Annotated in this window: 17 protein-coding genes; 3 read left to right on the forward strand and 14 right to left on the reverse strand. The window is 32.6% G+C overall.

Annotated elements, in window-relative coordinates:
* Positions 1-659: 659 nt before the first annotated feature.
* The 7 genes from WAK64_RS08030 to WAK64_RS08060 form a co-directional block, all read right to left on the reverse strand.
* Positions 660-1,121: an NUDIX hydrolase gene (locus WAK64_RS08030; protein WP_336586444.1), complete on the reverse strand. Its 462-nt coding sequence runs from the start codon at positions 1,119-1,121 to the stop codon at positions 660-662.
* A 20-nt stretch (positions 1,122-1,141) separates the two neighbouring features.
* Entirely contained in the window at positions 1,142-2,008 is an 867-nt protein-coding gene (locus tag WAK64_RS08035) for a phosphotransferase (RefSeq protein ID WP_336586445.1), read from the reverse strand.
* 496 nt (positions 2,009-2,504) lie between these two features.
* Positions 2,505-2,972 (reverse strand): DMT family transporter, encoded by a 468-nt coding sequence (locus tag WAK64_RS08040; RefSeq protein ID WP_336586446.1) that lies wholly within the window; start codon positions 2,970-2,972, stop codon positions 2,505-2,507.
* Positions 2,973-3,013: 41 nt separating this feature from the next.
* Positions 3,014-3,712, reverse strand: a complete 699-nt coding sequence (locus WAK64_RS08045; protein ID WP_336586447.1) for a Crp/Fnr family transcriptional regulator — start codon at positions 3,710-3,712, stop codon at positions 3,014-3,016.
* Between the two features lie 30 nt (positions 3,713-3,742).
* Positions 3,743-4,168: a DMT family transporter gene (locus WAK64_RS08050; RefSeq protein ID WP_336586448.1), complete on the reverse strand. Its 426-nt coding sequence runs from the start codon at positions 4,166-4,168 to the stop codon at positions 3,743-3,745.
* Between the two features lie 287 nt (positions 4,169-4,455).
* On the reverse strand, positions 4,456-4,680 hold the full coding sequence (locus WAK64_RS08055; protein ID WP_336586449.1) for a DNA-binding protein: 225 nt from the start codon (positions 4,678-4,680) through the stop codon (positions 4,456-4,458).
* Positions 4,680-4,865, reverse strand: a complete 186-nt coding sequence (locus tag WAK64_RS08060; protein WP_336586450.1) for a hypothetical protein — start codon at positions 4,863-4,865, stop codon at positions 4,680-4,682. The genes WAK64_RS08055 and WAK64_RS08060 overlap by 1 nt, the downstream gene beginning before the upstream one ends.
* 325 nt (positions 4,866-5,190) lie before the next feature.
* Here WAK64_RS08060 and WAK64_RS08065 point away from each other — a divergent pair, with 325 nt between their 5' ends.
* On the forward strand, positions 5,191-5,436 hold the full coding sequence (locus tag WAK64_RS08065; protein ID WP_336586527.1) for a hypothetical protein: 246 nt from the start codon (positions 5,191-5,193) through the stop codon (positions 5,434-5,436).
* Between the two features lie 256 nt (positions 5,437-5,692).
* On the opposite strand, the gene WAK64_RS08070 is transcribed toward WAK64_RS08065, so the two are convergent.
* From WAK64_RS08070 to WAK64_RS08085, 4 genes are all read right to left on the reverse strand, one after another.
* Positions 5,693-5,995, reverse strand: a complete 303-nt coding sequence (locus tag WAK64_RS08070) for a hypothetical protein (RefSeq protein WP_336586451.1) — start codon at positions 5,993-5,995, stop codon at positions 5,693-5,695.
* Positions 5,996-6,101: 106 nt separating this feature from the next.
* Positions 6,102-6,722: a barstar family protein gene (locus WAK64_RS22390; RefSeq protein WP_419465912.1), complete on the reverse strand. Its 621-nt coding sequence runs from the start codon at positions 6,720-6,722 to the stop codon at positions 6,102-6,104.
* Positions 6,723-6,764: 42 nt separating this feature from the next.
* The gene (locus WAK64_RS08080; RefSeq protein WP_336586452.1) at positions 6,765-6,983 is read right to left on the reverse strand and encodes a hypothetical protein; all 219 of its coding nucleotides are present in this window, start codon (positions 6,981-6,983) and stop codon (positions 6,765-6,767) included.
* A 273-nt stretch (positions 6,984-7,256) separates the two neighbouring features.
* Entirely contained in the window at positions 7,257-7,898 is a 642-nt protein-coding gene (locus tag WAK64_RS08085) for a DUF4272 domain-containing protein (RefSeq protein WP_336586453.1), read from the reverse strand.
* Between the two features lie 1,435 nt (positions 7,899-9,333).
* Here WAK64_RS08085 and WAK64_RS08090 point away from each other — a divergent pair.
* The gene (locus tag WAK64_RS08090; RefSeq protein ID WP_336586454.1) at positions 9,334-10,185 is read left to right on the forward strand and encodes an AraC family transcriptional regulator; all 852 of its coding nucleotides are present in this window, start codon (positions 9,334-9,336) and stop codon (positions 10,183-10,185) included.
* Between the two features lie 28 nt (positions 10,186-10,213).
* Positions 10,214-10,591, forward strand: a complete 378-nt coding sequence (locus tag WAK64_RS08095) for a DUF6463 family protein (RefSeq protein ID WP_336586455.1) — start codon at positions 10,214-10,216, stop codon at positions 10,589-10,591.
* A 463-nt stretch (positions 10,592-11,054) separates the two neighbouring features.
* On the opposite strand, the gene WAK64_RS08100 is transcribed toward WAK64_RS08095, so the two are convergent.
* The 3 genes from WAK64_RS08100 to WAK64_RS08110 form a co-directional block, all read right to left on the reverse strand.
* Positions 11,055-11,435, reverse strand: a complete 381-nt coding sequence (locus tag WAK64_RS08100; RefSeq protein WP_336586456.1) for a GntR family transcriptional regulator — start codon at positions 11,433-11,435, stop codon at positions 11,055-11,057.
* 461 nt (positions 11,436-11,896) lie between these two features.
* Positions 11,897-12,334, reverse strand: a complete 438-nt coding sequence (locus tag WAK64_RS08105) for a GNAT family N-acetyltransferase (RefSeq protein WP_336586457.1) — start codon at positions 12,332-12,334, stop codon at positions 11,897-11,899.
* A gap of 316 nt (positions 12,335-12,650) precedes the next feature.
* Positions 12,651-12,884, reverse strand: coding sequence for a hypothetical protein (locus tag WAK64_RS08110; protein WP_336586458.1), 234 nt, complete (start codon positions 12,882-12,884; stop codon positions 12,651-12,653).
* Between the last annotated feature and the right edge of the window lie 135 nt (positions 12,885-13,019).

The following is a 13,019-nucleotide window of genomic DNA, read 5'->3' on the forward strand; positions in this document are numbered from 1 at the left end:
CACTTCATTTCATGCTACAGCTTTTTTAGCAGTGTAATTCGTTTGAAGAAATGCCTGAATTTTCAGCTTCCATTCAGTCTCTAAATACTGCTATTTCTTCAACTACTTTGTTGCTAACTGTTAGGAGATATAATTTTTCATCGCAAAAGCAATAATACATTTTAAGACTTAAACGCTTTTAAGCGCTAAAGTTTATAGAGATATATTATATGGTTTATGAAAAGAAGTCAATTACTTTTTTCAATTTACTCTATTTCAATCATCAAATTCTACCTTCAAGTTAATACCCATTTACTGATTCGTTCTTTCAAGTTGAATCGTACTATAGGGTGAACGCCCACATTTGATCCTAACTACGACCCCTCTAATACTAACATATTTATTTTAATATTCATACTATTTAACCGATTGTAGTTATATCTTCAGATTTTATCACTTTTTGAACTCAACTTTTCCCCTTGTGTACCAAATATGAATGTTAATTAAATAGAACAAAGAGTGACAGTGAATGAAAACAATACTCTACTAAATTGTCTTTAAAAAGTAATGGTAAATCCTCATTTTCTTGTGTTGCCATTAGCCTTTATTTCCGTTGTTATTGTTTTAGTTCTAAAAGGCCGGTACGTTACTATACAATTTTTACATCTACCAATGGGAATTCAGGGTTTCCCTTTCGTTTTTCGCTCATATTCTCTTATGATCGGTATGTCCGGTGGACTCATATTTTCAGGAAGGTCATCGATATGGAAGAATGCGACATCAAGTACTTCACTATCATCTATTACGATGTCTCCGTGAAAATCATTGCATATGTAGGCAGTCACGACATTATATACTTCATCACCGTGAGGGTATTTATAGTATACTTCTTGTCCAGAAAACACCTTAAATAGCGTTAAATTATTTGCAATCAACCCTGTTTCCTCTTGTAGTTCTCTTTTTGCCACCTCTTCTAAGGTTTCGCCTATTTCTAAAGATCCTCCAGCTAAGCCCCAACAATGGTTATCCTTTCGAAGTTGTAATAACAGTTTATTTTCTTGATTTACTAATAGAACGCACGCACCAACCATCAAAAGTGGACGACTTCCTACTATTTTTCTTAAGTCCATAATATAGCCCATTAAATTAAATCCTCTCAACCTCATTTATTTTTCTGAATAGGCAACCGTCTTCTAATCTCTTGGACTAACAAGCTTTTTTCTTCATCTGGTATGGCGTCAGCTGAGAGCTTTCGTGCTGCAACAGGAAGCAGCCATGGTTCCACATCATAATAAGTAAGCCCTGTAAGCCTTGTGTATTCATCCATAAAGATACGAATAATTGTCTCCCTGTTTGAATCAAAGAATTGACGTGTTTGATTGGGCAAGTGATCCGGTAAGACTGCATATCTTATCATTAAAATAAATTCGGCAATATCTACTTCAGGGTTTCCTATTGCAGCATCCATCCAATCAATCATAACCGGACTGCCATCACTTCTGATTAAAACATTTCCAGGGTTCGGATCACCATGACAAAGTAACTGCTTTAAAGGAAGCCTATTTATTATAGAAATCACGGATTCTTTCTCAGCAAAAGTGAGTAGATCAACCCTTTTTATTAAAAGGGTCAAATACTCTTTTTGTGGTGATGGAACTAACGGAGAGTCGGTATCGATTGGAAGATGTATTTCACTTAAAATCCGTGCATTGATCCGAATATCATCAGGATTTATGCCGGTTTCGCTATAGGTTTGGTCCGTTAACTGGGACATATACCGCTCCAATAGCGGAGTCCCGTAAATACGTTCAAAAACAATCCCAGCTCGATCATTAACGGATAATAGCTCAAACGGTTGGGGCACAGAAAGTCCTGTTTCAAAAGCAAAAACACTATTATCGTACTCACGTTTCATCGCTTCTTGATTGGTATTATCCTTCGCAAGCTTTAAAAGCTTATCACTACCTTTCCATTCATACGTTATAGCACAGCCACCTTCACCTATCATTCTTCCAAGTTCAACATTCATCCCTATCCACTCCTTTATACTTAAGCACCCGTTCGTAAGTATGCTAAGTTCAATCCTGTCTTTTCAAGGCAAATATACTCCATTATTATATCAATTAATTTAGTTTCTATTGAAAAATCTTTCATTAAAATTCCATTTGTCTCAAATTTTCTATTAAAATCGTAAATGTTCAGTGCAGCTGTAGTTATGCCAAACTCGCTACAAGGCTAGTAAAAATAATTCAACGAACAAACTAGATTGAAACGGTTATAAAGGTCGAACTCCGTCTGCTTGCGATTTCCATGCCTGTCCATATCATTTCTTCTGTTTTTTTGTCTTCGTACACGGCAAATCCTTTTATTCGTTAAAGAACTTATTTGTCTTGAAATGAATAGAAGCTGATCTTCACCGATTTCCTTCCTTTCCATACGAAGTCCATTCGAATACTAGCCTCTAATTCATTAGTCCACTATGACTCTCGATTATATACCCCTTTTTTAGTCAGTTTTAGAGAATGTTACGATAAATTTACAGCTTCTTGGTGCTCCTTTTTCCCTACTAACTTAAACACCATTATACCGCAGACAATGAACAAAGCACCGATCAATTGTGATGGCGTCAATGGAATTCTTTCTAATCCTAACCACCCCATTGAATCAAGTAGTAACGCAAATACTAGCTGTGAAATTAACACGATTGAGATGGCATACGTGGGGCCAAGCAATCTTATTCCTTGTACTAAACAACTAACCACACCTACACCAATCAAGCCACTTAACCAGTACCAAGGCTCCATATTTTGTAATAGAAAAAAACGTTTCCCCTCAAACAAAACGCCCATCGTCAAGGAAGCTAAAAATCCTAACCCTAAAACAAATGTCGTCGTTGACCAAGACCCTACTTTTTCGTTCACTTTACTATTAAAGATATTTTGCAAGCTCACAAATGAACCCGCAACTATAGCAAATAATATTCCTATCATCATCCTATATCCCTCCATTGATACTACATGTTCATGTAAAAAACTTACTTATAAATATTTTCATTCGCCCGTTCACTTAATCGTTCCTTGTCTTTTACTGTAATAAATCCTTTCGAGCGCTCAATGAGACCCTCTAAGCAAAATTGTTGGATGACTCGATTCAAATGCCTATAACTCGTTCCAAGTAAATCGGCTGCATCAGCTAAACTGGATGTGCTGATTTTCCCCTCGAACTGTAGGTTGGATTCATCAAAAGAAACAGATAAAATGTAGCTAGCCAGCCGCACCTCTACGGGGTACATTAGGTTAAAACTGAGCGTATTTGATTTGATATAAAACTTCTGCGTTATAATTTCTAGTAAAAATTTATGCAACGAAATATCGTCTTTACCGTGTATCCTCAGCCAGCGATAATGAATGCCAATCAAATAAACAGGGGAGACGGCTTCCACCGTATTCATTCTCTCTGTTTCACGAATGTATTCAATATCACCAATTAAATCTAATGGTGTTTTAAACGAAAGGATTAGCGTTTTTCCTTCGACCGATGTCGTATAGATTTTCACCTTCCCTTTCACTAGTACGAACAAGTAATCAGAAGGTTCTCCTTGAGAACAAATTAGTTCGCCTTCATTCATTTTGTACAAAGACAAGTACGGTTTTAGTCGGTCATTAAACACCGATTCGATTTGATGTGCATGTAAATAATGATTCAACATTTCCTGATTGTTTATCTCTTTCATTGTTTCACCTCCAGTTTTCTCATAATCTTGTTATAAGATAAGAATGACGACACCAACAATCATCATCATAATCCCAATGTACTGTGATTGACCCATCCTTTTCTTCTTAATACCAAACCACCCATTCATTTCAATAATGAACGTTAAACTCAGCTGTGCAATTAATAAGGCTGCAATTGATAAGGTTACGCCAATTCGCTGAATTGCGGTAACATTACTAAAAATAATGATTGCTCCGAGTGTCCCACCAGTTAAATATAATGGTTTTACATGCTTAACCCTTTTCCATGTTTGGTCTTTCATGAACACGAGAATGAACAGTGTCATGATAAACCCTGTTAAATGAGTAACCGTTGCCGTTTGCCAAGTACCAATATCCTCACTTATTCGAGCGTTTGCTACTCCCTGTAAAGTAATAAATGCTCCACCTAAAATAGCTATTATAATTCCTTTCATTTTACTTCCCCTCATTTTCCTTCAGTCTTTCACTCATTAAATAACAGATTGAAGGTTGGTGGGAAGGACATATGTCCTAAAGCTTTGGAATTGGCCTATATATTTTAAAAAAATTAGCAACAAAGTTAAGTTTGTTAAACATTCTAGTATCGCTTCTTATATATTCTTGTCTTATTAACTGGTTTATCTACAGTAAAAATTTCTCTCTAGTCTTACTCACTGAACCATATTCAAATCCCCCAGAGTTGTGATCCTTCTTATAGAAAAGGCACCCTTGAAAGGATGCCTTACGATTTCTTCTTATTCTCTACTTGTTCTTTTCTTGCATAAATATCAGCTTTCCAGAAAAAGCGATCCTTAGGCGTTTCTTTAATTGGATTCAATACTTCTTTTTTAACTAATTTATAAAGGTTCTGCCTGGTACAGTTCAAGATTTCTGATGCTTCTGTAGTATTGACTACTTCATTCCGAAAATAATCTGCCAGCTTTTCCCTTGATTCAAAGATGTACATTACGTCTGTTTCCTTTCTCGAAAGTAAAGGTAGAGGTATAAGAATTTTTCAATCGCAATCACAACTAACAGTACAATTAAGACGACATCGAGAATAATTTTTAAAACACCATCAGGGACATATTTTTCAGCAAACAAGAAGTATCCCAATAAAATCAATAAGGTTACATCACCAACGTTTTCCAAATTACGTTTCATTGTTTAGACAAGTGGCGTTTATGAGATAATTTTTATATGAGAGTGAAGATATGAGCTTCTCCCTTTCTCGCTCAATTCCTTACGCTTACTCCGCGACTTGGTTTTGGGTTTTTTTGAATTTCTCTTTGATGATTAAGTATTTTTCTATGATGGTTAATACTCCGACCATGCTTCCTATCAAATTTCCGATTGTCGCCACTTGTCACCCCCTCCATTCTACTCTATTATATCAAATGGGGTTACACGTGTAGCCTATTATTTTTATTTTAATTCCATTTTTTATATATTCTCCTAAATAAATGAATTAACTCTGTTGAAATTTGAACGAAAAGAACAATGTTCTATTATATTTACAAATGAAAGAGATCAAGTTGTTTATAATGTCATTGATGGACATCACCCTACATTTAGCGAGCTGAGGAACGTAGACCAATATCGTTTAGAGGAGTTCTTTACTAAATCGCTAGCTTCCTATTCCGCAAGCGAACCTGTATTTAAAGAGGTTTTCAACGATACAAATCCCTCCAATCGAATTTCCCCACAGCTTCAGAAGGCTTAATGATTGGAATGGCGACATAAACGATGGATTTGAAATTGAATACCGACATATGTTGGTTTGGAATAAAGTTTAATCAAAAACATCCCACAAACTTTAATATTATAGCTAATAAAAAGAAGCCATTTTGAAAAAAGATTGATCAAAATAGCTTCTTTTCTAGTAGATCTAAGTTTGGTTTTATAAAAAAGTTTGATCATTTTTGTGATCCTTATTTCATAAAAGGCCCGATTGTAGAAGACTCGGATTTGAGATAAAATTAAGTAATTGAAACCGATTTTTTTGAATGTGTTTTTTTATATTGATGCTTATTATAGTCACGTTCGTTTATTCTCCATACAGTACTTCCAACTAAAATTCCACCAAGCATAAAACAGACTAATTTAAATATAAATCTAAACATCCACTCGCCCAAAAACCTGTAATCAAGCATTTCTCCAACAATAAAATTTAAAACTCCTATTGTTACTCCCCACCCTAAGACACCACTATATATTACAAAGTTTTTTTTCCCTTTTACTCTTCTTTTTTCCCATTTTTCAAATCTCTTCTTTTTTTTCATTGAATTACCTCTTAAAATTTATCTATCCAATTATATGGTCATTTCATGAGAAAGGGGCTTTTCTATTCAAGAAAAGCGCCCAATCGCCGAAGACTTGAATTCAAGATTAATTAAATATGAACACAGTTTTTAACCCATAGCTTTTATTATTGTAATTAATTAGTAACTCTTTAAGTATTGCTACATCCTTAGGTAAGTTTATTTCTAAAATTCTCCACCCAACGAATTCAATTTTCTCTGGCAATTCTACTAATCCGGTTATCGAATCCCAAAAAGCATCCCAATTTTCACCGTAGAAGTTCGGAAATTCAAGACTTTCTTTAAGTGTAAGATGTAATTCTTTTGATGTTTTTATATTTGATACATCTATAATCACAGATGATTTCCTTTGAATATCCAATTCCTCACAATTAATTGTCAGTTCAACTTTATCTTTTTCACTTCGATAATCTCTATAAGTATTTTCATCTACTATCTTTATGAGTCCTTCTTGAAAGTAAGACAATATTCGCTTTGCTTCATTTATAATAATTAGCTCAACTTTATTTAGTATTTCTCTTTTTCTATTAAATTCACTCTCATCCCAATTATCTCTTTGTTGGATTTTAGGAAGAGAATCAATCCCTGTAATATAAGTAAGCCCTAATAATCGAAGAAATGAATATCCACTGCAATAATCATCATATAATTGCTCTAATATTTCTACTACATCACCATTTTTATTCATTATGTCTTCTAATAGTAAAATAATCCTTTTCTGTTCAAATTCCTAAAATGGAATTTCCCTCTCTAAATGCCTCTCTATATCATTTTTAATATGCTTATTTTTATAATTTAAATCAAGTAAGATGAAGTAAAAGTCGTCACCATATATACTTCCGATTTCTTGTGCATCATAAAGCCACTCTTCAAATTCTGAGACCGAAATATGTCCTTTATAAATTTTATAAAACTGTTTTTGGATATCTTTTTTATTATTTGGCTTCATACTTCTTCAACTCCTATATTTTGAATGTTATTTTTCAAGGTTGCAGACTCTTTCTTTAATTTTGGGTTCGTATTTTCTACAAGAGGCTATTCACTTATCTGACCTATATAAGAAGAGACGCACTGTTCAATAAGCGCGCCCTTATGCTGAAGATTTGAACTCAAGATAATTTGTATTAAGCTCTTTGGTTAATTCCCCTTATTTATTAAAAATCGGCAGCTCCCAATCCTCTAATAGTCCCCAAGTTTTTCAATCTAGATAAACCATACGATGTTATGTACTCAGATCTATATCTTCCCATTCTACTTTAGGAGAAATAACCCACTCAAGTGCTTGTCTTCGTTCTTTAATTGTTCCTTCATCAAACCTGAAGTGTTTAATCCCTTTTAATTTTGAATCTACACAATACCAATGCAGTCTATAATATAAATCAGTTTGCTCATAAATTTCCTTAATGTTTCTCGTTAGATTATTGGTTTGAAGTATAGTAAAATCTTGTTTCTTCTTAACATCAGGAACCATGTTAAGAAGGTCATTTCCTACTGGTTCATGAGGCTGAAAATTGGTATTTATATCTAATACCCAAACTAATGCCCACAAGCTTTCTAGATACCATTTCAACTTCAATAACTCACTTGGTGTTACTTCCAATCGATCTTTTTCTAAAATGTTTTTCTCAAACTCTGTCATATATTGATTTAAGCGTTGTTCATGAATCCATTCTCTAATCACAGCTGGTGGTGCTTGAAATGCAATATAAACCATTCCAGCCATTACTGTTACTCTACTAATAATGTCTTCACTTCTGCGTAAACCTTGATATTCTATAGTCGGTAAGTTTGGGTTAGAAGTTACTCCATATTCTTTAATAATCTCTTCAGATTTTTCTTTTATTTGAATAAAATTAAGTTCCATTTATAAGACCCTACCTTTTAATATCAGTTTTTTAATCTTTACAGGTTTACTTTATACAAATTATTTCAAATCTTACTTATTTGTACAATCCTAAAATGGAAAAAGACACATCTCTTTTTCAGAAATGCGCCCGATTCTGGAATAAACCCCATTGTCAATTAATAGTTCTTTTATCTATCTTTTAGTTCTAAACTCATTTTCCTTTTATTAAAAAATCCCTTTAGATAACTATTCAAAAGGAAAAAACGATGTAATGTTATTTCAAATCAACAGTATCATATTCTCGATCTTTTCTTCATACTTCATAATCCTTTTAGGGAAGGACTAGGGCGGAATTAGGAGTTTAAAGGTAAACTATTTTTAAAATCTAAAGTAATAAAAAAAGATACAGTTTGAAGACAAAAGCAAAACATTTGGGAAAAATCTTATTCCAAAATGCTTTTCTTTTTTTTATTTCTATATAAAAACATGAGAATGCCACCTATTGTGAAAATTATGAGAGCCAATAAGTCGTTAACAATATCGTATCCAACTAAAAGAACTGTACTTGAAGTCATAAGCACACCAATCCATCTAAATATAAATCTAATCATTTTTTACTCCGCCTCCATTTCTTCCATCAAATCTCCTGTCTGTCTATTTTGATTTATATATATAATAGTTATAATAGTTATTAAAAGAAATACGAACCTTAGAAAACTGTGCTCTTTTTCTTTTTAAACAAATCAATCTTGGGGTACAGGTAGCAAAAAGGAAATATTGTACGTCAAGCCTAAAACGTTGGTGCAATAGGGATGTTCCAATTACGTCCGCTTAGATGCTTCTTTGCTTTGAAGAAAATTGATATTAAATATCAGAACCAAAAGACCTTCCAAAATCAAAGTGTCATCCTAACTCTTTTTGGAACTTCCTTAGCGTCCGAAAATATAGCTTTTTCATTTCGAAATTTGCTTAGCCTATGTTTCCGCATTTTGTTGGTGGGACCCCATTTAAAACATCCCTTTTTAATTCTCGATTTGAAACTTTAATTTCTAACATTTAATGTACTTATTGTCATCATCAGTTCCATTGATTTTAAAATGATAAAACTAATCACCATCCCATCGGGAAATATAACCTGTCTCATTATCTTTTGTTCGCCAATGTATTGTTCCGTTATGTTCAAGCAATTTCTAATTTTATTCCATTTAGTATTGTTCATTAAATGTTGGAACCCAATATATTTCTCATTTATCACCTTTTACCCGTAATTATCTACTCACCTATTGCACCCTATTGTTGAAAAAAACAATCAACCTGTATTTTTACATTTTTTTAATAGGAATTTAAACGCTCTTCATATTCATTCTAAAATTATCATATTATCTATGTTAATTATTCCTACTATAATAACATGGGAAATATATAAGGTTTGTAAATAATCCAAAGTTAAGGAGTGAAGGAAATTGCAACTTTACACGTACCTCCTTCAGAACGTTTAAGAAAGTTTATTGATTGCTATTGGATATGGGAATCTAATGACGAGCATCATCTAACCAAGTTACCTAGAGTATTACCTAATTTGAATATGGAAATGATTTTTTACTATTATTCCCCTCTTATTTGCATTGATCATAAAAGAGTTTCATCCAAACTTCCAACAGCACACATTGCTGGTATTCAAAAAACACATTTGGATTTATACGCCACAGGAAAAATTGGTATAATATCTGTTCGATTCCTACCTGGTACATTTCATTATTTCTGTAACGAGGTTATTTCTAATTTTACTGACAACATCTGCAGTATAACAGATGTTTGGGGAGATTTAGGAAATGAATTACAGGATAAAATTATTGAAGCTGAAACAATAAAACAGAGAATTGATATTTTAGAACACTATTTATTATTACTTTTGGAGCGATATTATTACCATACAGCTAATCATAAAATACAAGCTTACGCAGTACATAAACTAATGAACTCAAGTAGAGTGAGATCGATACAAACCATATGCAATGAAGTTAATATCAGTCAGAGACAATTACAAAGAATTTTTAATGAATCAATTGGCGTTAATCCGAAATTTTTTCAAAAAATATCGACATTTGTTAATGCATCAAAAAAAATATGTTTAAATAAAGAAATTAAATATATTGATATTGTCCAAGAAAGTGGTTATTATGATCAGGCTCATTTTATTAAGGTTTTCAAACAATTTTCTGGTATTAATCCTCTCGCTATCCTGTCTAGTGACTTTATGTCGCATTTTTACAATACGAAAATCTCCTCTTCATCTAAAATGTAAATAAATTAATAATAACGGGGGGATAAAAATGGAACTTTGGAAACTAAGTGGGGTATTCCTAATTGCTACAGGAATCATTCACACCATTGTAGGACTAACTATTGGATGGGGAATAATAGGGGAAATGATACAAGAAGGATTATATAATTCTGTAGAGACACAGTATGATCGTAATGCAACTGTTTGGTTTTTATTTTGTGGGATATATTGGATTATGATAGGTCAATTCTTTCATTTTTATATAAAAGAGAAAAACAAACCTATACCTAGGTTTATTGGATGGCACCTTTTTATTATTACGCTCATTGGATTGATAATCTCCCCTATATCTGGTTTTTGGTTATTTATACCACAAGCAATAATAATTATAATGGCAAATTCAAAACGGATCATTCGAATGAAGTAAAATCTAATGGAGTGCCAGAAGCTTAAGTATCGTAAATTAAATAATAGCACTGCTCTTTAGAGAAAGCACCATTCGAATTATGAGGTCAGCTAGTAACATGATTGGTTGACCTATCTTTAATAGGTACTACTCATAAAGTAGTAGGGATAGCCTTAACTACATTCTTGCGATATATTATAGAAGACTTGTATTATCCTTTCTATCGTACTGTTATTTTGTAATTTTGTAATTTTTATTATTATATTCCTTCAACAATCATTGCAAATTATCAATCTTTTTTATAAATTATCAATCTTCATTTTAAATCTACAACATATCAATAAACCGAATAATCTCTATATGATTTGGGTCAAACCAGTTAAATATGGATCGTAATATACCCTTTATGAATTTGAATATTTAAGTTCTCTACATGAAAATCTCCAAAATGCTTGAAAAATTGACGAAACTCAATGACATGCATTTATTTATCCCCCTCTCCATACAAATTCATAAACAGATCGGTTAATTCTTCTCGTGATAATCCTAAAGCTTTGCTTTCTGAAATCACTTCTTGTAATTGAATTTCCAATTTACGATATTTGATATCTCTGATGGATTTCTGATTACTCATTGAAACAAAAGTCCCTTTGCCTGCAACAGAATTGACTAGACCTTTTTTCTCTAATTCGTCATAGGCCCTTTTTGTTGTTATGACACTAATCTTTAAATTATGAGCAAGATTACGAATTGACGGTAGAAGTTCTCCTTCTTTTAGCTGTCCAGTAAGAATTTGCTTTTCTACTTGCTCAACAATTTGCATGTAAATGGGTACGCCTGAATTTAGAGATATAGATAAATGCATTATTTCCTCCTAAAGTTCTTATACTGTCTATATCGTATATAAACAGTATATACCAAATAATCTGAATTTTCAATGATTATTAATCATTGAAATGGCCCATTTAATAAATTATGAGAGCTCTTCTTTAAGGATTTTGTATCACTCTTAGTTACGACCACTCTTTTCTTCTTTGATAAAATGTTTAATCAACCTACTGTCAGGCTCAAATATAGAAAAAGATTCGAGTGAGTTTCTCCGCATCAATACTGTAATAAAGAATACCATTACACTATACTCTAGAAAATTGCCCATTTTATTAAATGAAAAAGAATCCTAAAATAAATAGAGAAGTGGGCAAATTTTTGTACAATATCGAATAGCATTACTGTCAATTTTTTACGGTATAAAAAAACAGCCATCCCTATATGGAACGACTGTACTTCATATTCCGTCAAAGCCTCCGTTTAATGAAAGAGGATTATTTACAACGAAATACTCATAGTAATTGTTCTGTTTTTAAACCCTAGGCTTTCATATGTCTTAATTACTTGATTTCCATCAAATACGCTTAAGCGAATTTCGGAGTATCCCTCTTGTTTCAATTGTTCAACACCTGTTTTAATCAATTGTTTTGAAATACCTTTACCTCTGAATTCCTCTATAACAAATAATTCATAAATAAATCCGAGTGCCTTATCTGAAAAGTGGTCTTTACTTCCTCCTAGAAGAATCCACCCTGTTATTACATTATTTTCAGTTGCTATTAAATAATAACTTCCCTTCTTTAAGAGAGGTTCTACCAGTTGTTTTGCTTTTTCAATCGTTGGTTCTGCTTCACCTAAAGTTCCCTCAAATATCGCTTGTGGAGATAGTGCTAATATTTGTTCAAGCTCTTCCTGATTCGGTCTTACTATGTCCATTCATTAATACAATCCTTCCAATAACTTATTGAAAATAAACTCTTAGTCAAAGATGAGATTCCTACTTCAACATTACTGCCCGTTAGCTAAATAAGCCTCTCTTTATACAATACCATTAAAAGTAAAATATCCCTTATAAAAAATCCTACATAAACGACTAGACACGATTAAACCCTTGGTTTAGCTAGATTGGGTTCACTATCGAAAATTTAAGTTATGATATCTAGTTTTTTGATGTGAAATTCATAAAAATCTTGGGGTACTGTTCGCCTATGTACCCTTTTAACAAGCCGGACTAAAAAGTTCAGCTTTTCATTTAACCATTTTTCCTCATTAATTTTATAATAGAAGCAAGACATACTAGCCCGAATAAGATGACAAATAAGAATGGTCGGTCACCGAAATTATTGGTATTAATAATAATAAAAAATAGAGTTGCAAGAGTAAGTGAGAATAAATAGTGAAGACTATATTTCCCTGCTACTTTTGTAACAAAAAATAGCCCTATAAGGATTAACCCGAATACTACAATTTGAGTTAGAAAAAACAAATTCTACACTCCCTTATTTTCTTATTCGTTTTCAGCGTCAGTATCTTTTATAAGCAGATACAGAACAATTAGCAGTTTCTAAAGAAACGGGTTCCTCTTGAATTTGTCGGTTAATCTCCACTTTCAAAACATTTC

Source organism: Bacillus spongiae, from assembly GCF_037120725.1.
Lineage (GTDB): Bacteria > Bacillota > Bacilli > Bacillales > Bacillaceae_K > Bacillus_CI > Bacillus_CI spongiae.